Raw genomic sequence first — 23,187 nt, 5'->3', positions numbered from 1 at the left:
GGTGATCGCGTGACGGTGAGAGGGCCTCGGGATCCTCATGGGCGCGCGCCGTCGGCGCGAAGGCAATCGACCACCGCGTGGAAGACGGAGAAATTCGGGATTTCGGACTCCGTTGGCCCCAGGTTGTGCCAATTCCCATCGATATTGAGCCTGATGACACCTTTTGTGATGTCGAGCTGCCGTACCTGAGGCCACCGCGCGGACACGTCTCCGGACCCGATCCTCTCCCTCGTCAGCCAGATGTCCCCGAAGGTGAGCCGCTCGCCGTTGTCGAGCGCGGCCAGTGCCCGGGGCAGTTGGGCACGGGCGACGGCCCGACGGATCTCGGTCACCCAGACCTCCGCACCGCTCGCCTCCGGCTCCTCCGGCCTGACGTACAGCACGACCTGCTTTCCTTCGATATCGGTGACCGTGCAGGCGGTGTCGTGGCGGACGGTGGTGGTGTCGTAGCGGACGACGTGGATCCGCCCCTTGACGGCGATCGTCATCCCCTGCTCGTACAGGTCCAGCCGCACGTCCGCGGTCGCCTTCGTCGCGGGAAGCCAGCGGGCACGTGCGGGGCGGGTGTGCGCGGCTCCCGGGTACGTGGCCCGCCGCTTGCCGAGGTGCGCGCGGCCGGCCGCCGCGGAGACCCTCGCCAGCAGCAGCTCCTCACCGCGCGTACGCGGCGTCGGACGGGTCACGAGGTGGTGCGGGTGACGCCGGGACCGGCCTCGCACCCACGCAGGATCATCTGGTGCGTCCGCCGCAGTATCTGCCCCGGCGACACCCCGAGTTCGTCGGCCAGACGGCGGCGGGTGCGGTCGAACACGGTCAGCGCGTCGGCCCGTCGGCCGCTGCGGTACAGCGCCCGCATCAGCATCGCGGCGACCGGTTCGTTCAGGGGCTGCGCCACGGCCAGGGCCCACAGCTCGGCGATCGCCTCGGAGTGCCGGCCCAGCCGGAGCTGCCCGTCCAGCTTCCGCTGCGCCAGGGTGGTTCTGCGCTCGGTGAGCCGCAGCCGTTCCAGTTCGGCGAACGGCCCGGGGAGGCCGGCCAGCGGCTCCCCGCGGAACAGGTCCAGCGCCTGGGAGCAGGCGCGTACCGCCTCCGCCGGTTCCCCGGCGCGCTCGGCGGCCCCGGCGGCGGTGACCAGTTCCTCCAGGCGCGCCACGTCCACCGTGACCGCGCCGGGGGCCAGCCGGTAGCCGCACCGATCGCGCTGGATCACCGAGTCCGGGCCGTCACCGATGCGCAGGTTCTTGCGCAGCCGGTAGATGTACACCGGCACCACGTTCGTGATCGGCTGCTCCATCCCCCACACTCCGTCGCGCAGTTCCTGCTGGCTGACCGTCCGGTGCGCGCACAGCGCCAGCGCTGCCAGGACGGCCTGCTGGCGGAGGTGCCCCAGGTCCACGGGCTGCCCGTCGCACGATGCGCGCAGCGGCCCGAGTACCGAGATCCGCAACCGGGGTTCGCGCGCCGGGCGGGCAGCGGCCCCCGGGGCCGGACCCGTCGCCGGCCGGCGGGGGCCGTGGCCGGGGACGACCAGCCCGCAGTCGAAGGCGTGGACGATGGCGGCCGCCCGGTCGCGCAGCCCGAGCTTGGCGCGGATCCCCGCGAGGTGTCCGGCCACGGCGTCCTGGGGAATGGCGAGGGCGGCGGCTATCTCCGCGTCTCGCAGACCACAGCCGACCGCGTGGAGCACGTCGCGCTCCTGATGCGTCAGCAGGCCGGCGATCGGCTGGCCGGTGGTGGTGAGGGTGGTGGGCATCGCGGCTCTCCGGATCCTGACACTGGTGGGTCTGGCGAATGCCGTCGACACTGGTCCCGGCACCGGACGACGGACAGGCCAGCAGACCGGCCGTATCCGGCCGGTGGCCGCGCTAGAGTCCCTCACCTGGGGAAACCGACATGCCGGGGGAAGGCCGTGACCTGTGAGCAGTGAGTTCAGCGTGCTGTTGCGGCGGCTGCGGCACGCGGCGGGGATGACTCAGGAGGCTCTGGCGGAGCGCGCCAAGGTGGGCGTGCGCACCATCCGCGGGCTGGAGACCGGCGAGCGCGCCGACCCGAGGGTGACCACGGTGCGGCTGCTGGCCGATGCCCTCGGGCTGAGCCCCGCGGAGAGCGAGGAGCTGCTGGCGGCCGCCCTCCGCCGGACCGGGGAGAAGGCGCCCGGGCCGGACGAGCCGACCGGCCGGACGGGGGAGGAGGCACCTGAGCCGGACGACTTGCCCGGCCGGACCGCGGAGGAGGCGCCCCGGCCGGGCGGACCGGCCGGCGGCGCCGAACCGGCCGCAGGGCAGCCGGGTCCGGGATGGCACACAGCCCTGGCCGATGTCGCCGAGCAGCTCGCCCAGGCGGTGGCCGCCCGCTGGCGGCGCGAGGAGGAGCAGCGGAAGATCCACGATCCCTACCCGCTGCCGGTCCGCTGGCGGCCGGCCGCCGAGGACCTGACCGACCACTGGGCCAACATCCGCCGCCTGCCCGCCGGGGCCACGCAGGGCCCGCTGGACCTGAGCGGGCGGCTGGACGAGATCGTGGGCGTGTACCGGCGCATCCCGTCCGGACGGCTGGTGGTGCTGGGCCGGTCCGGCTCCGGGAAGACGATCCTCGCCGTGCGGTTCGTCCTGGACCACCTGACGTCGAGAGCCCGCACCGAAGCCGTACCGGTGATCTTCAGTATCGGCTCGTGGGATCCCACCGCCCTCACCTTCCGGGACTGGCTGACCGCCCAACTGACGCGCGATCACCCCGGCCTCGCCGCCCGGGGACCCGGCGGGTCGAACCTGGCCGCCGCGCTCGTCGAGACCGGCCGGGTGCTCCCCGTGCTGGACGGCTTCGACGAGATCGCCGACGGCCTGCGCCGCCCCGCACTGGAGGCGCTCAACGCCACCACTCTTCCCCTGCTGCTGACGAGCCGTCCGTCCGAGTACGCCGCGGCGGTGGCGGAGACCGACGTGCTCACCTCCGCCGCCGCGGTGGATCTGACCGATCTCACCCTGCGCGACCTGGCCGACTACCTGCCGCGCAGCACGCGCAAGGCCCGCGGCGAGGGCCCCGGGCCGGTGCCGGACGCCGCGGGGCCGGGGGAGGGGCTTCCGGCCGAGGCCCTGGCGGCGACTGCCTGGGACCCGGTGCTGCGTGCGCTGCGCGAGCGGCCGCACAGCCGGGCCGCCGCCCACCTCGCCGCGGTGCTGACCACTCCGCTGATGGTCACGCTCGCCCGCGCCGTCTACAGCGACACCCCCGGCAGCGACCCGGCCGCGCTCCTGGACACCCGGCGATTCGGCAGCCCCGAGGAGCTGGAGGACCACCTCCTCGACAACTTCACCACCGCTGCCTACCGCCCCCGGCCCGACCACCGCCCCGGCAGCGGCCCGCAGCGCGCCGTCGACCCGGAACGCGCCCAGTACTGGCTCGGCTACCTCGCCCACCACCTGACCCGGCTGGACACCCCCGACCTGGCGTGGTGGCGGCTCGGCCGCGCGCTCCGCCGCTCCACCCGCACGCTGGTCACCGCGCTGGTGATCTGCCTGGTCATCGGGCTGGTCGACGGTGTCGTCGGCACCCTCTTCGACCCCCTCGGACTCCAGCTCGCGGACGGGGTGGTGGCGGGGCTCCTCTCCGGGCTCATGTTCGGGATCGCGTACTGGTTCCTGGTCGCGGCCAAGGACGTACCGGTGGAGCCGTCCGCCGTGCGCATGAAGATCTTCGGCAGAGCGGCGAAGGCCGGGCGGAGGCCGCTGCACCGGCTGGTGATCGGATTGCTGTGCGGGTTCGTGTTCGGCGTCGGCTACGGCTCGGTGCGCGGGGTGCTCAACGGCGTCCTCGCCCAGGCCGCCCTTCCGACGCTGCTCGCCGCCGGCCTCGGCGACGGCCTCATCTACGGCCTGGTGTTCGCGCTGGGCGGCGGCCCCGCCTTCGGCCTCCTGGCCCTCTTCGAAACCCCTCTGGACATCCGCTCCGCCGTCAATCCGGTCAGCCTCCTGCGCGCGAACTGCCGGACGGTCACCACCCAGCTCCTCGTCTGGGCGCCCGTCTTCGGGTTCCTGGTCGGTCTCGGCTCGCTGATGGTGGTCCAGGTCGTGCCGGCGATCGTGGGCCCCGTCGTCTGGAACCTCGCGTCCTCGCTCAAGCTCGGTGTCCTCAGCGGGCTCGGCGGCGCCTTCGGCTACGCGCTCAGTCTGACCGCCTGGGGTCAGTGGACGGTCTTCTCCAGGATCTGGCTGCCGCTGACCGGCCGGCTGCCCTGGTCCCTCGTCGCCTTCCTCGAGGACGCCTACCAGCGGGGGGTGCTCCGCCAGGCGGGCGCGGTCTACCAGTTCCGTCACCTACGCCTCCAGCACCACCTGGCCCGCGCCTACCGGACACAGCACGGCCCGGAAAAGCCGAGCCGGAACGGCTGATGTCAACGGCGGATATCGCCGTGCGGCAAGAGCCCTCTCGACTGGGCGCAGCGCTGTTCATGGCCAGGAAGAGGCGAATTTACCCTTTGGTAACTTCTCGGCGTTCATGATGGCCCCCGGCTGAGGTGAACTCCGGAGATGATGTGATGCGCGTTGCTGAGCGGCTTCCGAGCCGGGTCCGGAATTCACGTGGCGGACCGATGGAAATCGTCGGGATCTCGGTGGCGATACTCGCTGTCTCGGCGGTCCTGGAACGCCTGGGCGCCCCTGCGCCGCAGCTCCTCCTCGGGCTGTTCGCCGGTGCCGTGATCGCCCTGCGGGGCAGAGAACGGCGCCGTATGTCGCAGGCCGTCGACCAGAGCGTGCAGGCCTTCATCGGGGTCATGATCGGCGCCTATCTCCAGATCTCGGTCCTGCGCGACGTCGTCGGCGCCATGCTCCCGCTGACGATGCTCACGCTGGTGACGACCGCCCTCAGCGTCGGCATCGCCGCCATGGTCGCCCGGACCGGCCGTATGGACCGGCTCACCGCGACGCTCGGAATGATCGCCGGGGGATCGGTGGCCGTGACGTCCTGCGCGAAGGACATGGGCGCGGATTCCCGGGGCGTGGCCTTCATGCAGTACACGCGCGTCGCCGTGATCTCGGCCGCCGCGCCCGTGGTCGCCCTGCTCATCGCCCATCCCACGGCCGGCGGATCGAGTGCCGCCGCCGGGTGGTCCTGGGCCCTGGTGCCCCGGGGCGATCAGTTGGCCGGGGTGTCCATCACCCTCGTCCTGGCCGCTGCCGGGATGCGCCTGGGCCGGCGCATCGGGCTGCCCAGCGCGGCGCTCCTGGGGCCCATGCTGCTCTCCGCGATCGTCACGGCGCTCGGCCTGACACACGGCTACTCACCGGCGGGTCTGTTCAAGGAGGCGCTGCTGGTCCTTGTCGGCCTGGAGGTGGGCCTGCGCTTCGACCACGAGACCGTACAGGCGCTGAAGCGCATGATCCCGCTGGTGCTGGGGGCGATCGTCCTGCTCAGCGGCGTCATCGGGGGGATCGCCGTCGGCTTGGCGCCGGTGCTCGGCGTCAGCCGCGTCGACGCCTACCTCGCGACGACACCCGGCGGTATCAACGCGGTCCTGGCCAGCGCGTCGACCAGCGACGCGCACCTGGGGCTGATCTCCAGCGTGCAGACGCTGCGGCTGTTCCTGATGGTGCTGCTGCTTCCCGCGCTCCAGGGATGGCTGTCCCGGGGCTCCGCCCGGCGTGCCGGGGCCGCGCGGACGGCAGGGGAGCCCTGAGCCGGAACCCGCGCGGCCGGAACGCCTTCGGGCGCTTCTGACGGTGACCGCCGTGGTCACTGCGGGGAAGCGGCGACCGGCCCGTCCGGACGGTTGAGGCGCTGCTGGACCATCTCCCGGCTCAGCTGCTCCGTCTCCTGCTCCGGCAGCTGCTCGAAGCCCTCCTCGGTGATGACCGACACGATGGGGTAGATCCGGCGGCTGGTGTCCGGGCCGCCGGTGGCCGAGTCGTCGTCCGCCGCGTCGTAGAGCGCCTGGAGTGCCACGAGGGCCGCCTCGCGCCGCGCCATGTTCTCGTGGAACAGCTTCTTCAACGAGCTTCTGGCGTAGGGGGATCCGGAGCCCTCGGCGTGGAAGTCCGTCTTCTCGTACGGACCTCCGGTGACGTCGAAGGCGAAGATGCGGCCGTTCTCGCCGTCCGGTGCAGTGAGGTCGTAGCCGGCCAGCAGCGGTACCACGGCCAGGCCCTGCATGGCCTGCCCGAGATTCTGCCGGACCATGGTGGCCAGCCGGGTCGCCTTCGCGTTGAGGGACATCGGAATGCCCTCGACCTTCTCGAAGTGGGTCAACTCCACCTGATAGAGCTTGACCAGATCCTTCGCCAGCCCCACCGTGCCCGCGAAGGCGACCGCGGTGTAGTCGTCCGCCGGCTGCACCTTCTCCAGATCGCGCTGGGCGATGAGGTGCCCCATCGTGGCCCTGCGGTCACCGGCGATCATCACTCCGTCACGGTAGGTGAGCGCCAATACCGTGGTGCCGTGCGGGAATTGACCGGGCGCGGCCTGGACTCCCTCGGGCAGCAGTCGGCGCGTGCTCAGCAACTCCGGGCGGTGCGCCGTCAGGAAGTCGAGGAAGGAGGAGCTGCCCGGGGTGAAGAATTCCTCCCCCAACAGGCCGTTGGTGTTACTCCGTGCCATGCCGCGCCTCCCTCAGCCGTATGTCCACCGTCAACTACTACCATGATCAGGCTGTGCGAAAACTCCCGTTGGGCAGAACCTGTCGGCCCCGGAACGGGGCGAGGCGCCCACCCTCCCGGTACGCGGTTGCCCTGCCCCGCGTGCGCTTCCCCCTTCTTCCCCGGCGTCTTCCCCGCACCCCGCTCGACCAGGACCCCACCCGGCTTCGTGACCGCCGGGCGAAATCCCGGTATGCGCGGAGCCGGTTATCACGCGAAGTGTTCCCTTGCATCGACAAAGTGCGTTTGAACATGTCCCGGTTTCTCGCAAATAGTTGGGCCAGGTGATTCGGGCGGTGCACGCCCGATGCCCCTGTGATGACGCCCGGTCACGCTTTGTCAGGTGACGTGGACAGCCTTCGTTGCTCAGACCCGCCGAGGAACAGATATGCCCGCTGCCCCCGGTTCACACGGTTTTCCCGCGATCGACGATTTTCTGAATTCCCGGCTCGAGGCCCTGCTCGGTGTGCCGCGCGATGACGTGGACCGCTGGGCGCCGCTGCACCGGTACGGGCTGGACTCGCCGAAGTCCGTGGCGCTCGCCGCCGACCTCTCGGAGTTCCTCGCCCGGCCGGTCCCCGTCACCACGGTGTGGGACCACCCGACGCTGGAGTCGCTGAGCCGGGCCCTCGCCCACGGCCCCGGCGCCGGCCCCGGCAACGGATCCGGACCGGCCGGCCGGGGAACGCACGGGACCTCCCGTCCGCCGCGGGACCCCGGCCCGTACGACGAGCCCGTCGCGCTGGTCGGTATCGGATGCCGGCTCCCGGGGGCGCCGGATCCGCAGGCGTTCTGGCGGCTGCTGGTGGACGGGCGGGACGCCGTGCGCACCATGCCCGCCGAGCGGCGGGACCTCCTGGAGGACGGCGGCCGGAGCATGGGCACCGCCCCCTACCGCTGGGGCGGATTCCTCGACGGCGTCGACCTGTTCGACCCGCTGTTCTTCGGGATCTCACCCCGCGAGGCGAGAGCCATGGATCCCCAGCAGCGGCTGGTGCTGGAGCTGGCGTGGGAGGCGCTGGAGGACGCCGGCATCCCGCCGGGCGGCCTCGCGGACACCGACACCGGCGTCTTCCTGGGGTCGAGCTGGAGCGACTACGCCGCGCTGGCACATCACGGCGGAGTACCGCGGGACATCGGTTCCCATGTGGCGACCGGGACGCACGACAGCATCATCGCCAACCGCGTCTCCTACGCCCTGGGGCTGCAGGGCCCCAGCGTGACCCTCGACACCGCCTGCTCGTCCTCGCTCGTCGCGGTCCACCTCGCCTGCCAGGCGATCCGCACCGGCGACAGCGGGCTCGTGCTCGCCGGCGGAGTCAACCTGAACTGCTTCACCGGCCACTTCGAGGCCATGGAACGGATCGGCGCGCTCTCGCCCGACGGCCGGTGCAAGACCTTCGACGCCCGCGCCAACGGCTATGTGCGCGCCGAGGGAGCGGCGGTCGTCGTCCTCGCCCCGCTCGGCACGGCGCTGGAACGGGGGCTGCCCGTCTACTGCCTCATCCGCGGCAGCGCGGTCACCAACGACGGCCTGAGCAACGGCCTCACCGCTCCCAGCCCCCGCGCCCAGGAGGCCGTGCTGCGCACCGCGTACCGGCGGGCCGGCCTGTCGCCGTCACTCGTGGACTACGTGGAGTGCCACGGCACCGGCACCCCCCTGGGGGACCCCATCGAGGCCAGGGCCATCGGAACCGTACTGGGCCACGGCCGCGGGCCCGGGGACCCCGTACGGATCGGATCGGTCAAGACGAACATCGGGCACCTGGAGCCCGCGGCGGGCGTCGCCGGGCTCGTCAAGACGGCCCTGGCGCTGCGCAACGGCGTACTGCCCGCGAGCCTGCACTACACCAGCCCCAACCCGCGGATCCCGTTCGCCGAGGCGAACCTGGCGGTCCAGGACCGGACCACCGCCTGGCCCCGGCGGTCCGACGCCCGCCGGGCCGGTGTCAGCGCCTTCGGCTTCGGCGGCACCAACTGCCATGTCGTCGTCGAGGAGTTGCCGCACCCCGACGGCACCGTGCTGCTCCTGGCCGAGGACTCCCAGCAGGCGCTCGCCGACCGGGTGACGCGCCTGCGCGCGGAGCTGGCGGACCCGGCGCGGGTGACGGACGCGGAGCTGCCCGCCTTCTGCCACCGTGCGCTCCGCACCCGGGGAGCGGGCCCGTTCCGGCTCGCAGCGGCGGCCCGCGGCGTGGCCGAACTCCGCGAGCAGCTCGACGCGTTCGGCGCCGGACGGGCCTGCCCCGGTCTGGCCACGGGGGAGAGCGGGACCAGCCGGCCGCGGGTGGCGTTCCTGTGCTCCGGAACCGGCTCCCAGTGGCTGGGCATGGGCCGGCAACTGCTCGCCGGGCTGCCCGCGTTCCGCCGGTCCCTGATGCGCTGCGACGCGCGGATGCGGGAACTCCTCGGTCTCTCCGTGGCCGACCGGCTGCTCGCCGCCGAGGAGCACGCCGGGCTCGACGACATGGCCGTCGCCCAGCCCCTGCTGTTCAGCATCCAGGTGGCCCTCGCGGACGCCTGGCGCTCCCTGGGGGTGGTACCCGACCTCGTACTCGGCCAGAGCATCGGCGAGTTCGCCGCGGCCCACCTCGCCGGAGCACTCGACTTCGACGACGCGAGCCTGCTGGCGGCGCGCCACGCGCGGCTCGTACAGCGGCTGGCCGTCGGCCGCGGGGACACGGCGGTGGTCGCCGCCGGCGCGGATCTCGTCCGGCCCCTGCTCGCCGCCGCGGACGGCCGCCTCACCCTGGCCGGCCGCAACGGACCGGCGTCCACCCTGGTCTCCGGCGACTCCCCGGCGCTGGACGAACTGGCCGAGCGGCTCGGCGCGGACGGCATCGCCTGCCACCGGGTCCGGATGGGGTACCCCGCGCACTCCCCGCTGACCGAGCCGGTCCTCGCCCCGCTGCGGGCCGCACTCGGCGGGATCACCCCGAGCGCGCCGCGCACCCCGCTGATCTCCACCGTCACCGCGGAGGAGATCACCGACGACTCCCTGGGGCCCGACTACTGGGTGCGGAACGTCCGGGGGGAGAGCCGGCTGATGGACGCCGTGCGGACGATGGCGGCGCGCGGCATCGACGCCGTCATCGAACTCAGCCCCCACCCCGTCCTGCTGAAGCCCGTCCGCGAGACCCTCGAAGGGCGCCCGGTCGCCTGCCTTCCCTCGCTCCAGCGGGGCACCGACGACGCGTGGAGCCTGCTCTCCTCACTCGGCGAGCTGTACGCCGCCGGACACCCCGTCACCCCCGGCCCCCTCCTCTCCGGTGTGCGGGGCCGCCACCTCACCCCGGACCGCGGCGGGGCGCCGCTCCGCGCCGTACGCGCACCCGAACCGGCACCCGGACCGGACGAGCCGGTGCACCTGGTGCCGGTGACCGCGCACTCCGCGGAAGCCCTGCTGGACACCTGCCGTGAGCTGTCGAACCACCTGGAGCGCGAGCCCGGCCTCCCGGTGCCCGACCTCGCCTACACCCTCGGCACCAGGCGCACCCACCGCGGCCACCGGGTCGCGCTGCTGGCCCGCGGCCGCCAGGACCTCCTGGACGGGCTCGCGCGGGTGGCCGACGGGACCCCGCACCCCGACCTCGTACGGGGCGCGGTCACGGGGCACCGCGACCGGCGGATCGCCTTCGTCTTCTCCGGCAGCGGTACGCACTGGCCGGGAATGGGGCGCGACCTGCTGGGGTGGCACACCGGTTTCCGGGAGCGGATGGAGGACTGCGACGCCGCCGTACGTGCCGTGGCCGGCTGGTCGGTACTGGACGCACTCGCGGCCTCCCCGGAGGCGTCACGCCTGGACGACGTGGACGTGCAGCAGCCGGTGGTGTTCGCCCTCCAGGTCGCGCTCGCGGGACTGTGGACCGACCTCGGCGTCACCCCGGCGGCGATCCTCGGGCACAGCCTCGGCGAAGTGGCCGCCGCGTGCGCGGCCGGCGCGCTGTCGGTCGAGGACGGCGCCCGGGTGTCCGTCGCCCGCTCACACCTGCTGCGGCACCGGGCCGGCCCGGTGCCATGATCGCCGTCGAGCTGCCCGAGGCGGACCTCCTCCCGTGGATCGCCCCCTACGACGGACAGGTGGCCGTCGCGGCACTCAACAGCCCCACGAGTTCCGCCGTATCGGGACCGCCCGAGGCGATCCGGGCCCTGGAGGCGGCGCTGCGGCGGGCCGGGACACCGACCCGGGCGGTCCGGATCAACCGGCCGTTCCACAGCCCGGCCATGGACCCGCTTCTGCCGCCCCTGCGGGACGCGCTGAAGGACATCGAGCCGCTCCCGTTCGCCGTACCGTTCCACTCCACGGCGCTGCCCGGCGCGGTCGACCCCCGCCTCGGAGCGGACTACTGGGCGCACAACCTCCGCGACCAGGTGCGGTTCGGGCCCACCGTCGCGGACCTCGTGGCGGACGGGGTCGACACCTTCGTCGAGATCGGCCCGCACGGCGCTCTGCGCGGCGCCGTCGAGGAGACCGCGCTGGCGCACGGGACCCGGGTGCACGCGGTCGGCTCCCTGCGGCGGGGCGAGCCCGGCCCCCGCGCTCTTCTGGGCGCCGCGGCCTCGCTGTTCGCACAGGGCGTGCCGGTGTCGACGGAATCGCTGTTCCCGTACGGCGGACAGGTGGTCGACACACCGCTCGTCCGCTGGCAGAAGGACCGCTACTGGCTGGACGCGCCGCCGCGGAGCAGCACCGGGTCCGGCACCGGCACCGAGGCCGCAGCCCCGGCGGCCGGTGCGGCGGAACCGGCGGCCGTCCCCGCCCCCCGGCCGCCGGAGGAGATCATCCTCGGGGAGATCGCCGAGGTGCTCGGCGTACCGGCCGGGAAGTTCGGCGAGGGGACCCGGCTGCGGGACTTCGGCCTCGACTCCATGCTGGCCATCCGCCTGAGCACCAGGGTGCAGACCCTCTTCGGCCACCGGATCTCGCCGGCGGAGTTCTTCGGCGACGGTACGCTCCCCGAGCTCGTCGGGCGGCTCGCGGACCTCGTCGCCCGGCCCGGGGACCCCGGCACGGGAACCGGGCCCGGCGCGGCGCACGCCGTCGGAACGGACCGGACCTCTCTCCTCGAAGAGCTCTCGGACATGGACGCGGAGGACCTCCTCGACGAGCTCGCCGCGCGGCAACTGCTGGATCCCCCGGAGGCGGCGGACGGGGCGGCCCCGGCACGCGAACACCTCCGGACGCTGCCGGCCCGCGAGCGGTCCTTCCAACTGGCGCCGTGCGCGCACGGACAGGCCGGGATCTGGTTCATGCAGCAGCTGGCGCCCGAGGCCGTGCCGTACAACCTCATGATGGCCGCGCGGATTCCCGGGGAGGTGGACGAGCCGGCGCTCCGCCGGGCCGTACGCGCCGTGGTGGAGCGGCACCCCGCACTGCGCACCGCCTTCGTCGAGGCGGGCGGGCGGCCGTACCAGCTCATCCTGGACGAGCCGGTGCACGAGTTCCTGGCGGTCGACGCCACCGGGCTCGACACCGAGGCGGTGCACGAGGCCCTGGCGGAGCACGGCCACCGTCCGCTCGACCTCGACCAGGGCCCCCTGCTCCGCGTGGTGTTGATGTCCCGCGGGCCGCGGGACCACCACCTGCTGCTGGTGATCCACCATGTGGCCGCCGACGCGGCGTCCGTCGACATCGTCGTACAGGATCTCCAGGAGCTCTACGAGGAGGCGCGGCGCGGCGACCTGGCGCACCAGGAACCGGCGGCCTGCTACACACGTTTCGTCGAGTGGGAACGCGAGTGGCTCGGCGGCGCCGACGCCGAGGCGGCGCTGCGCTGGTGGTCCGAGCGCCTGGCGGCGCCCCCGCCCCACCTCGACCTGCCGCGTCCGGCCGAGATGGGCACCCCGGGGGCCGGGCGGCCCGCCGCGGACCGGCCCGCCGGGGTCGTCTTCGAGGGCGAGGACCTGACGTTCCGCTGGAACGCCGACGAGGCGCGCCGGCTGAAGGCCTTCGCCGTACAGGAGGGCGTCTCGGTCAGCACCCTCGTCCTGGCGGGCTTCTTCGCGACGCTCCACCACACGGCCGGTGCCGAGGACGTGGTGCTCGGCACGGCCGTCGCCCAGCGCGGCGAGGCGGGCCGGGAACGTGCCGTGGGCTACTACCTCAACACGGCACCGGTGCGCGCCCGGCCCGCCGCGCACCGTACCTTCCGCGAACTGCTCCGTGAGGTCCACGAGTTCACGCTCGGAATGCTGGGCCATATGAACTACCCGCTCGACCTGCTGGCCTCGAAGCTGAACCCACCGCGGGCCGAAGGCCGCGCGCCCTGGTTCGACTTCGCCGTCAACTGGCTCTCGGACGACGCGTTCACCCACGTCAACTCGCTCTTCCACGGGATCGGCGAACCCGAGCCCAGCGGCTCGCTGCGGCTCGTCCCCGTCCCGCTGCGGCGGCGTATCGCCAAGTTCGACCTCGAGATCACGATGAGTGACGTCGCCGACGACGTGGTCGGCCATGTCCAGTACAAGCCGAGTTTCTTGGAAAGGGACACCGTGACGACACTGCTGGAGCACTTCCGCTCCGTACTCCTCACCTCGGTCCGCCGGCCCGATCAGGCGCTTGAGCACCTCGCACCCGTCTCCCGGCCGCAGGAGGCGGACCAGTGACGGCGACGACGGAGGGCACCCTCCACGAGGGGTTCCTGGCGTGCGCGGCGAAGGACCCGGACGCGCCGGCGATCCTGCACGACGCGGGCGTGGTGACCTACGGCGAACTGGACGAGCGGTCGCGGCGGCTGGCCGAACGGCTGGCGGCCCGGGGCGCCGGCCCCGGCGTCCCCGTGGGCATCTGCGCCGAGCGCACCCCGGACCTCCTGGCCGGCATCCTGGGCATCCTGCGCTCGGGCGCCTGCTATCTGCCGCTCGACCCGAAGTACCCGGCGGAGCGCCTGAGCTTCATGGTGGAGGACAGCGGCACCCGCCTGCTCCTCACCACGCGCGCGTCCCGCGACCGCTGCCCGCCGGGCCCGGCCGTGCTGGCCGTCGACGACGAGACCGCGACCGCGTCCGGCGCGCCCTCCTCCGCCACCTCCGCCACCGTCACCGTCCCCGCGGACGCGGCCTACGTGATCTACACGTCCGGCTCGACGGGACGGCCGAAAGGTGTGGTGATCCGGCACGGCAACTGTGCGGCGATGCTCTCCGAGATGGACCGCGTCTTCGCCGGATGCGATCTGAGCGGTGTCGCGGCGGTCACCTCGGTCTGCTTCGACCTGTCGGTCATGGAGATCTTCTCCGCCCTTGCGCGCGGGGGAGCGGTGGTCCTGGTGGAGAGCACGGTCCACCTCCCCGAGAGCCCGCACGCCCACCGTGTCACGCACCTCAACACCGTCCCCTCCGCTATGACGGGCCTGCTCGACGCCGGGGGCCTGCCGGCCGGCCTGCGGACCGTGGTGCTCGGCGGGGAAGCGGTGCGCCGCCGGCTGGTCGACCGGGTCTACCGCGAGACGAACGCGGACCGGGTCTTCAACGGCTACGGCCCCACCGAAGCGACGGTCTTCGCCACCTTCAAGCTGGTCGCCCGGGACGAGACCGGCGAGCCGACGATCGGCACCCCGTCGTCCACCGCCCGCGCCTATGTGCTGGACCACCGGCTGCGGCCGGTCCCGGCAGGCCGAGCGGGCGAGCTGTACCTCGGCGGCGCGGGCCTGGCCTGGGGTTACCTCAACCGGCCGGCGACTACCGCGGAGCGGTTCGTACCCGATCCGCGCGTGCCCGGGGAACGCATGTACCGGACCGGCGACCTCGTCCGGTACACCCCGGACGGCGAGCTCGCGTTCGTCGGGCGCGCGGACCACCAGGTCAAGGCGCGCGGGTACCGCATCGAACTCGAGGAGGTCGAGGCCTGGCTCGCCAAGTGCCCCGAGGTGCGGGCGGCGGCGGCCACGGTCCGTCGGTACGGCGGACCGCAGGACGCCGGCCGGCTGGTGGCCTACGTCGAGCCGCACGACGAGGCGTACGACGGGGCGTACGGCGAGCCGCACGGCGCGACGAGTGCGGCAGCCGACGCCGGGCCGTGGCTCGATGCCGGACTCCAGGCCCGTATCACCCGGCAGCTGGCCGAGTCCCTGCCGGACCACCTGGTCCCCGAGACGGTGGTGTTCCTGGCCGCGCTGCCCCTGTCGCCGAACGGCAAGCTGGACCGCGCGGCCCTGCCGGAACCACCGGCACCCGGTGCGGCACCGCCGGCGGAGCCGGCCACCACCCCGACGGAGACCGCGCTCACCGAGATCTGGGGCGCGCTGCTCGACCGCGAGCCGGAGACCATCGGCGTGCATGACGCGTTCTACGACCTCGGCGGGAACTCGCTGCTGCTGGTGCGTCTCGCCAAGCGGATGAGCCAGCGGTTCGACCGGAAGGTCGGGGTGTCGGACCTGTTCCGCTTCCGCGACATCGCCTCGATCGGCCGCTGGCTGGACGACGGCCAGGGGAGCACCCCCGAAGCGGTGGACCAGGCGCGGCGCCGCGCGGCCGCCCGCCGCTCCGCCCTGCGCGGCCGCGGCGGCCCGACCGGCGCTTGACGCCTGCCGGAGAGACAAGCCCGTGCACCATCCCTGCGTGAACCATCGATCAGAGTGGGAGGCCCGGAGCCCGATGCATACCGCCCCCGAGCAGGAGTACGACCCCGGCGACGTCGCGATCATCGGCATGTCCTGCCGGTTCCCCGGCGCTCGCGACAAGGAGCAGTTCTGGGACAACCTCGTCCATGGCCGGGAGTCCATCACCTTCCTCCAGCGGGACGAGATAGCGGTGGACGAGACCGTGATCAACAACCCCGCCTACGTACGGGCCGCCGGACTGCTGGACGGCTATGACGAGTTCGACCCCTCGGTCTTCGGCATCTCGGACCGCATGGCGCGGGCGATGACACCCGAACACCGCCTCTTCCTGGAGAGCGCCTGGGAGGTACTGGAGGACGGCGGTTACGACCCGGAGCGCATCCGGGGCGAGGTGGGCGTCTACGCGTCGGCCAACCCGCAGACCGCCGCGCTGTACAGCTCGCCGCCCGACTGGGTCTCCGTCGGTCCCGATGTGATGGACCGCAGCAACGCCTGGTTTCCGGACACCCTCACCTCGAACGCCCTGTTCCACCTGGGGCTGACCGGTGAGGCGTTCACCGTCCAGGCGGTGTGCTCCGGGTTCCACTACTCGGTGCACCTCGCGTGCCAGTCGTTGCTGCTCGGCCAGACGGACCTGGCCATCGCCGGCGGCGTGATGGTGCGCCTGCCGCATCGCCGCGGCTACCTGTGGGAAGAGGGCCGCATCCTGTCCCGGGACGGCCACTGCCGCGCGTTCGACGCCAAGGGCACCGGTACGACGCTGGCCAGCGGCGTGGCGACGTTCCTGCTCAAGCCGCTCACCCGGGCGGTCGCCGACCGCGACCACATCTACGCGACGGTCAAGGGGACGGCCATCAACAACAACGGCGCCAGCGCGGTCGCCTACGGCCTCGCCCAGCCCGAACGCCTCAGCGCCTGCATCGCCGGTGCCCTGCAGGCCGGCGAGGTGACCCCGGACACCGTGACCATGTACGAGGCCAACGGGTTCGGCCTGCCGCTCACCGACGCACTGGAGGTCCGCGCCGCGCAGCTGGCGTTCGGCAAGCGGACCGGTACCTGCTCCATCGGTACGGTCAAGAGCAACATCGGCCACGGGGGAGTGGTGGCCGGCGGCTCCGGCGCGGTCAAGGCCGCGTTCTCCCTCTACCACCGCCGGCTGGTCCCCACGATCAACCTGACCGAGCCCAACCCGGACATCGACTTCCCCGGCACACCGTTCGTCCCGCAGCTGGCGGGCGCGGACTGGGAGCCGGAGTGCGGCATCCGCCGGGCCGGCGTCACCGCGCTCGGCGGGGGCGGGTACAACTCCCACCTCGTACTGGAGGAGCCGCCGGCCCGGCACCCCCGGACGCCCGAACTCGGCGCACCGCGGATCGCGACCCTGTCCGGGCTCGACGACCGGGCGCTGGGCAGGCAGCGGGCGGCCCTGCGGGAGTGGATCCGGCAGCGGCCGGAGCTCCGGCTCGACGACATCTGCTTCAGCCTCAACCTCGGCCGCAGGATCATGGCACGGCGCTGGGCGGCCGTCGTCAGCACCAGGGACGAGCTGATCGAGGCCCTCTCGGACGACACCGCCCACGAGTGGGTGTGCGCGAGCGGCGAAGCGCGGCAGGCGGACCCGGCACGGTTCCGGCAGACCGACGACGGGCTCGCTCCGGCCGGGGCCGGCGAAGTCCGCGACGAACAGGCGCTGTTCCGGCTCGCCGTGGCGTGGACACAGGGCCGCCGGGTGGACTTCGCGGCCCTGCACGCCGGGGAGGACAGCCACCGCGTCCCCCTGCCGGGCTACCCGTTCGAGCGCCGGCGCTTCTGGCGCACGGACTGGTGACCAGGCCCCATGCCGCCGTCAGAAGCGCCCCGACCCACCCGAACGGGAGCACCGGAATGAACCCCACCCGGACCACCGCCGGCACGATCGACCTGGCCGACCCCGACACCTTCGCCGAGCACGATCTCACCGAGTTCTGGCGCACATTGCGGGACACCGGTCCGGTCCACTGGAACCCGCCGTCCCAGGACCGCCGCGGATTCTGGGTGCTGTCGCGCTACGACGACATCATGGCCGTCTACCGCGACGACACCACCTTCACCTCGGAGCGCGGAAACGTGCTGGTGACGCTCCTGGAGGGCGGCGACTCGGGAGCGGGCAGGATGCTCGCCGTCACCGACGGGCCGCGCCACTACGAACTGCGCAAGATCCTGCTGCGGGTCCTGTCGCCGCGAGTGCTCCGCGAGGTCGGCGCCGCCGTCCGCGACAACACCCGCCGCCTGCTGCGGGAGGCCACGGAGCGCGGTGAGTGCGACTTCGCGCTCGACATCGCCGGACGGATCCCGATGACCACCATCTCCAACCTGTTGGGGGTGCCCGAGGGCGACCGCGACTTCCTGCTGGAGCAGACCAAGACCGCGCTGAGCGCCGACGACGCCGATGTCGACGCGCTCGACTCCGAGATGGCGCGCAACGAGATCCTGCTGTACTTCCAGGACCTGGTCGAACAGCGGCGCAGGCACCCGGGCGAGGACGTGGTGAGCATGCTCGCCGGCAGTACGCTCGACGGGGTCCCGCTCAGCGACGAGGACATCGTCCTCAACTGCTACAGCCTGATCATCGGCGGCGACGAGACCAGCCGGCTGACCATGATCGACAGCGTGTACACGCTCGCCGAGCACCCGGAGCAGTGGCGGCGGCTGAAGAACGGGGAGTGCGCGATCGGCACCGCCGTCGACGAGGTGCTGCGCTGGGCGTCCCCGTCCATGCACTTCGGCCGGGCCGCGGTGCGCGACACCGTCCTCCACGGGGTGCCCATCGCCGCGGGCGACATCGTGACCCTGTGGCACGCCTCCGGCAACCGCGATGAGCGGATCTTCCCCCGGCCCGAGGTCTTCGACCTGGGCCGCACCCCCAACAAGCACCTGTCGTTCGGCTACGGCCCCCACTACTGCATCGGATCCCACCTCGCCAAGATCGAGATCTCCGAACTGCTCCTCGCGCTCCGCGACTTCACCGCCGGATTCGAGCGCACCGGACCGGCGCCACGGATCCGCTCCAACCTCCTGACCGGGTTCTCCGGTCTGCCGGTGCGGTTCACCCCGGACCCCGTCGGACTGGCGCACGCCGAGAGCTGAAGCCCGAGAGCCGAAAGCCCGAGAGCTGAAAGAAGGACACGATGACCGGCAACCCCTTCGACCCGGACGACGGCGACGACTGGCAGGTCGTGGTCAACCTCCTTGGCCGGCACGCACTGTGGCGGTCGTTCCTGGAACTGCCCGCCGGCTGGCGCGTCGTCCACTCCGGTACCGACCGGGACGGCGCCCTGGCCCATGTCGAGCGGCACTGCTCCGGTCCACGGCCGGCGGACCGTGACACGGCCGAGCCGGCGGCGCCGTAATGCCGTTCGTCTCCGTCAACGGGATCCGGCTGCGCTACGAGGAACACGGTACGGGCGACCCGGTGGTGTGCGTCGGCGGCGCGGGCAGCACCGCGGAGTCCTGGCTGCTGCACCAGGTGCCCGCCCTCGTGGAGGGCGGCTACCGGGTGTACGTCTACAACAGCCGGGGAATGCCGCCGAGCGACGAGTGCCCCGAAGGGTTCACCGTGACCGACCTGGCCGCCGACCTGGCCGCGCTGATCGAGCGCTTCGGCCTGGCGCCGGTGCGGCTGGTGGGCACGTCGATGGGCGCGTACGTCGTACAGGAACTCGCCCTGGAGCGGCCGGAGCTGGTGCGCCGGGCGGTGCTGATGGCCGGCCGGGCCCGCCCCGACGCGGTGCGGTCGCAGCTGGCGCGGGCCGAGGTCGAACTGGGCGGCTCGGGCGTGGTGTTGCCCGCCTCCTACCGGGCGGCGGTGCGGGCGCTGCAGATGCTGTCGCCGGCTTCGCTCGACGACGAGGCCGCCGCCCGGGACTGGCTGGCGCTGCTGGAGCTGGCCCCTCCCGACGGCCCGGGGGTCCACGCGCAGCTGGCCCTGCAGCCCATGCCGGACCGGCGTGCGGCGTACGCGGGTATCACGGTGCCGTGCCATGTGGTGTCCTTCGCGCACGACCTGATCGCTCCGCCGCGGTACGGCAGGGAACTCGCCGAGACCATTCCAGGAGCGACTTTCGAACTCGTCGAAGATGCCGGGCATTTCGGCTACCTTGAGCGGCCGGAACGGGTGAACGAACTCATTCTGGCGCACTTTGCGGGGAAGGATCCCGCCGCGACGGGGGCTGCAATACCCAACGGCAGGTGAACGCAAACCCGCTGACGTGGCGTCCGCCGGCCGACTGTGTCATGAACTGGACTGCCGCGAGTTCCCCTTCAGTCGTCTGACAACTATCGACTTCGTGGCTAATTCCGTATACCTTTCACAACATGGGCACGACGCCGCATCTGGTTTCGTTGACAACAACGGTTATATCGGTAACTACTTTATTCGACGGACTTCCGGAATCGGACACTCCGAAGGTGGGGCCGGAGTGTCGTGTTGACACTGAGGCAGGTCTGGGTCCTCCGCAAGGGGTGACGGTGGATATGGCCTTCCTCGGGGGAGTGCGGCGCGAGTGACCGTCGTGCCGAGATGGGGCGCACCGCCAGGTTGCGCGACTCGACGACGCCATCCGCTGCCACGGACGACACCACTCCACTCCCCGCCTTCGACATTCTCCGAGGTCAATTGCGATGACCCATCATGCCGATTTCACCCTGACCCAGCTCCGGTATTTCGTCACCTCTGCAGAAATGGGAAACATCTCGGATGCGGCGCAGTTTCTCCATGCCTCACAGTCCGCGGTATCCATGGCGATACAGCGCCTGGAAAAGCAGTTGGGTACTCAACTGTTCGTCCGGCACCGGACCAAAGGCGTGAGTCTGACGCCCTGCGGACGCGCATTCTTCGTCGATGCGCGGTCCTTGCTGCTGCACGCACAGGAAGTACAGGTCCGCTGCCGGGAACGGCAGGGTGAGGTATGGGGAAAACTCAGCGTCGCTTTCCTCCATTCGATAGCCTCGCCGGTCGTTCCCGCACTGCTGAGCAAACTCCGCCGGCTGCACCCGCAGCTCACCGTCACCGTGCACGAAGGAACCGTGGACGAATCCCTCGACCTGCTCCGCTCGGGAACCTGCGAACTCGCGGTGACCGGCGAGATCGAGGACCAGTCGGTCACGTTCACGCGGCTCGCACGCGTCCCCCTGGAAGCGCTCGTGTCGCAGACCGACATGCTGGCTCCGTCGGGGCGCGCCACGTTGAAGGAGCTCGCCACCCGGCCGCTCCTGGTGGTGGACACACCCGCCGACCACGCGGTGGTCACCGCCGTACGGACGCGGTTCGCCGCGGCCGGCGCCCCCGTACCGCAGGTGGTCGAGACATCGAGCGTCGGCACCATGCTCGGCCTGATCCGCGCGGGGGAGGGCTTCGCGCTGATGCCCCGGGGCGTGGCCGACACCATCCTGCTGGGCGACTGCATCGTTCCGGTCAGCATTCTGAGCGAACGCCCCTGCGCGTCCGACATCGGTGTCACCAGACTGCAAGGCCTCCCGGCCAGCAAGCGGGTGGAGGAGTTCGTCCTGGCCCTGTGCGACACGGTGCGGGAGATCTACGGGGCGGCGGACGACGAACCGGAGCCCGCCCGCCGGGCCGCATAGCCACGGGCCGCGCCACCGCACAAGGCACGCAACCACCGCACAAGGCACGCACCGACGCAACGCCGCCGGTGCGTGCCGCGGTGACGCTGACCGGGCCGCGGCTATGCGGCCCGGCGGGCAGGTCACAGGCAGATGGTGCCGCGGACGCAGGTCACGCTCTCGCCGCCGACCCACACCTCGTCGTCCTGCGCCCGCACCGTGAGCACCCCCCGCCGCCCCAGGCGGGTGCCCTGCCCCGCCCGGTAGGCGCGCGGAGCGGTGCCGTCGCCGATCAGCCACTGGGCGATGCCCGCGTTGAGGCTGCCGGTCACCGGGTCCTCGCGCACCCCGGCCGGCAGGCAGAAGGCACGGACCTCGTACTCCAGGGGCGAGCCCGCGGGGTATGCGCCGACCACGCCGAGCATGAGGTCCCGCATGTGCTGGTCGTCCGGTTCCAGGGCCAGTACCTCGTCCGCGGAGGCGAGTCGGACGGCGGCCCAGCCGGGTCCGTTGTCCACCCACCGGCCGGCCACGATCCGTTCACGGGCGATGCCCAGGCCCCGGGCGATACGGTCCAGGTGTGCACCGTCCAAGGGGCCGTCGCGCAGCGGCCGGGGAGCGCGGAAGGCCAGCCCGGCACCGGACCGCCGCACCTCGACGAGCCCCAGACCGCACTCCTGCACCACTCTCTCCGCCGACCTGGGCGCCCCGCCGGCCTCGAGCCAGGCGTGCGCGGAGCCGAGCGTCGGATGGCCCGCGAACGGGATCTCCCCGCCGGGAGTGAAGATGCGCAGGCCGTAGTCGGCCCCGGCGGACGCGGGCGGCACGACGAAGGTCGTCTCGGAGAGGTTGGTCCACCTCGCCACCGCGGCCATGTCGCGGTCGGACAGCCCGTCCCCGTCGAGCACTACCGCCACCGGGTTGCCGAGGTACGGCGTGCCGGAGAACACGTCGACCTGCGAGAAGGAGCGGGTCCGCCGGCCGGGCGCGGCGGCGGACGGACGGGACGGCGCTGTCATGATCCCTCCACCAGGATCAGGTCCATGGGGGTGCCGTCGCGGAGCGGAAGGATCTCGCGGTACTCGGGCGAGGAGTACCAGCGGCGGGCGTCCTCGGCCGACGGAAAGCCCATCACCGACAGGTGCGTGGGCCGCCAGTCGCCCTCCAGGACGGAGAACTCGCCGCCGCGGATCACGAACCAGCCGCCGTACCTCTTCAGCGTCCCCTCCACCTTCGCGCGGTACTCCGCCATGCCCCGCGGATCGGCGAGGGCGCCGACGTTGCCGATCAGTAGTGCTGTCATCAGAGAGCCTCTGTTCCCGGTCGGTTGCTGCTGCCGTCAGAAGTCGCCGCTGCGGTCAGAAGTCGCCGCCGCGGTCGGAAGTCGCGGCTGCGGTCGGAAGTCGCCGCTGCGGTCAGAAGGAGAAGTCGGTCTCGGTACCGATGCCCAGGCGCCGGGCGGCGCGGACGATCGCGAAACCGGATGCCACGTCCTGCGCGGCCATGCCCAGCGACTTGTACAGGGTGCGTTCGGCGCGTCCGGTGCGTCCGGGGCGGGTGCCCAGCAGCACCTCGCCGATCTCGGTCAGCCTCCGGTCGGCGGGCACCAGGCCCTCCTCGGCCGGCATGGTCACCTCGGACGACTCGCGCAGCGCGCCCTCCCGGCTGTCCACGAAGACCGAACAGGACGCCACCGCCGCCGAGTCCAGTTCCCGCTTGCCGGGCACCGACGATCCGACGGCGTTGACATGACACCCCTCGGCCAGGTCGCCGGTGCCCACCACCGGCTCGGTGGTCCCCAGCGTCGTGCACACCAGGTCGGCGCCGTGCAGCGCCTCCGCGGGAGTGCCCGTCAGCTCCACATCGATCCCCGCTTCGGCCCGCGCCCACGCCCGGAACTCCTCGGCCCGGCCGGCACTGCGGTTCCACACCCGTACCCGGCGCAGCGTCCTGATACCGCGCATGGCCAGCAGGTGGCTGCGCGCCTGTGTACCGGCGCCGAGCAGCGCCAGATCCCCCGCGTCGGGCCGGGCCAGCGCGTCGGACGCCACGGCGGACGCGGCCGCGGTACGGATCGCCGTCACCGCCGCCCCGTCCATCATGGCCAGCGGCCGGCCGGTCTCGTCGAAGACCGTCACCAGCCCCACGTGGGTGGGCACTCCGCGCCCCTCGTTGCCGGGCATGTGCAGCACCGCCTTGAGGCCGTAACCGGCGTCGTCCTCGCCGGTGACATGGCACGGCATGGCGGCGAAGAGCGAGCCGTCGCCGCTCCCCAGCACGGTGCGCACCGGCTGGACCACCTGCCCCCCGCTGTAGCGGCGCATCACCTCGGCCACCACCTGGTGGGCCGCGGCGGGCGGGAAGACCTCCCGTACGTCCTTTCCGCTCAGCAACAGCAC

At 72.5% G+C, this 23,187-nt stretch carries 15 protein-coding genes and 1 pseudogene; 10 read left to right on the top strand and 6 right to left on the bottom strand.

Annotated elements, in window-relative coordinates; translation table 11 throughout:
* Positions 1 to 35: 35 nt before the first annotated feature.
* A complete protein-coding gene (locus AZE13_RS05160) occupies positions 36 to 683 on the bottom strand; it encodes a DUF6585 family protein (protein ID WP_066928456.1) in 648 nt (215 codons plus the stop codon).
* On the bottom strand, positions 680 to 1,753 hold the full coding sequence (locus AZE13_RS05155) for a BTAD domain-containing putative transcriptional regulator (protein WP_066927434.1): 1,074 nt from the start codon (positions 1,751 to 1,753) through the stop codon (positions 680 to 682). Before AZE13_RS05155 ends, AZE13_RS05160 begins: the two co-directional genes overlap by 4 nt.
* A 163-nt stretch (positions 1,754 to 1,916) precedes the next feature.
* Here AZE13_RS05155 and AZE13_RS05150 point away from each other — a divergent pair, with 163 nt between their 5' ends.
* Together AZE13_RS05150 and AZE13_RS05145 are read left to right on the top strand one after the other, a co-directional pair.
* Positions 1,917 to 4,388, top strand: a complete 2,472-nt coding sequence (locus AZE13_RS05150; protein WP_066927432.1) for a helix-turn-helix domain-containing protein — start codon at positions 1,917 to 1,919, stop codon at positions 4,386 to 4,388.
* Positions 4,389 to 4,588: 200 nt separating this feature from the next.
* On the top strand, positions 4,589 to 5,674 hold the full coding sequence (locus tag AZE13_RS05145) for an AbrB family transcriptional regulator (RefSeq protein WP_066927430.1): 1,086 nt from the start codon (positions 4,589 to 4,591) through the stop codon (positions 5,672 to 5,674).
* Positions 5,675 to 5,730: 56 nt separating this feature from the next.
* On the opposite strand, the gene prcB is transcribed toward AZE13_RS05145, so the two are convergent.
* The gene (gene prcB, locus AZE13_RS05140; protein WP_066927428.1) at positions 5,731 to 6,591 is read right to left on the bottom strand and encodes a proteasome subunit beta; all 861 of its coding nucleotides are present in this window, start codon (positions 6,589 to 6,591) and stop codon (positions 5,731 to 5,733) included.
* Between the two features lie 426 nt (positions 6,592 to 7,017).
* Between prcB and AZE13_RS37810 the strand changes: the two are divergent.
* The 8 genes and pseudogenes from AZE13_RS37810 to AZE13_RS05105 form a co-directional block, all read left to right on the top strand.
* A pseudogene (locus AZE13_RS37810) lies at positions 7,018 to 11,546 on the top strand (acyltransferase domain-containing protein); the annotation flags it as partial.
* A gap of 165 nt (positions 11,547 to 11,711) precedes the next feature.
* Positions 11,712 to 13,235, top strand: coding sequence for a condensation domain-containing protein (locus AZE13_RS39205; RefSeq protein WP_398780115.1), 1,524 nt, complete (start codon positions 11,712 to 11,714; stop codon positions 13,233 to 13,235).
* Entirely contained in the window at positions 13,232 to 15,148 is a 1,917-nt protein-coding gene (locus AZE13_RS05130) for a non-ribosomal peptide synthetase (RefSeq protein ID WP_066927426.1), read from the top strand. Before AZE13_RS39205 ends, AZE13_RS05130 begins: the two co-directional genes overlap by 4 nt.
* Before the next feature lie 37 nt (positions 15,149 to 15,185).
* Positions 15,186 to 17,015 carry a type I polyketide synthase gene (locus tag AZE13_RS05125; protein ID WP_258527590.1) on the top strand — a complete coding sequence of 610 codons (1,830 nt, stop codon included), beginning with the start codon at positions 15,186 to 15,188 and terminating at the stop codon, positions 17,013 to 17,015.
* A 56-nt stretch (positions 17,016 to 17,071) separates the two neighbouring features.
* The gene (locus AZE13_RS05120) at positions 17,072 to 18,313 is read left to right on the top strand and encodes a cytochrome P450 (RefSeq protein WP_066927423.1); all 1,242 of its coding nucleotides are present in this window, start codon (positions 17,072 to 17,074) and stop codon (positions 18,311 to 18,313) included.
* Positions 18,314 to 18,354: 41 nt separating this feature from the next.
* A complete protein-coding gene (locus AZE13_RS05115) occupies positions 18,355 to 18,576 on the top strand; it encodes an MbtH family NRPS accessory protein (RefSeq protein WP_066927421.1) in 222 nt (73 codons plus the stop codon).
* Entirely contained in the window at positions 18,576 to 19,418 is an 843-nt protein-coding gene (locus AZE13_RS05110; RefSeq protein ID WP_066927419.1) for an alpha/beta fold hydrolase, read from the top strand. The genes AZE13_RS05115 and AZE13_RS05110 overlap by 1 nt, the downstream gene beginning before the upstream one ends.
* A 428-nt stretch (positions 19,419 to 19,846) precedes the next feature.
* Positions 19,847 to 20,809: a LysR family transcriptional regulator gene (locus AZE13_RS05105; protein WP_066927417.1), complete on the top strand. Its 963-nt coding sequence runs from the start codon at positions 19,847 to 19,849 to the stop codon at positions 20,807 to 20,809.
* A gap of 122 nt (positions 20,810 to 20,931) precedes the next feature.
* Here AZE13_RS05105 and AZE13_RS05100 read toward each other — a convergent pair whose 3' ends face one another.
* From AZE13_RS05100 to AZE13_RS05090, 3 genes are all read right to left on the bottom strand, one after another.
* Positions 20,932 to 21,807: a PhzF family phenazine biosynthesis protein gene (locus AZE13_RS05100; RefSeq protein WP_066927415.1), complete on the bottom strand. Its 876-nt coding sequence runs from the start codon at positions 21,805 to 21,807 to the stop codon at positions 20,932 to 20,934.
* The gene (locus tag AZE13_RS05095; RefSeq protein WP_066927413.1) at positions 21,804 to 22,091 is read right to left on the bottom strand and encodes a DUF1330 domain-containing protein; all 288 of its coding nucleotides are present in this window, start codon (positions 22,089 to 22,091) and stop codon (positions 21,804 to 21,806) included. The genes AZE13_RS05100 and AZE13_RS05095 overlap by 4 nt, the downstream gene beginning before the upstream one ends.
* Before the next feature lie 112 nt (positions 22,092 to 22,203).
* Positions 22,204 to 23,187, bottom strand: a complete 984-nt coding sequence (locus AZE13_RS05090) for an ornithine cyclodeaminase family protein (protein ID WP_066927411.1) — start codon at positions 23,185 to 23,187, stop codon at positions 22,204 to 22,206.

Source organism: Streptomyces sp. NBRC 110611 (assembly GCF_001590865.1).
Lineage (GTDB): Bacteria > Actinomycetota > Actinomycetes > Streptomycetales > Streptomycetaceae > Streptomyces.
This window is presented reverse-complemented; position numbering and strand designations above follow the sequence as displayed.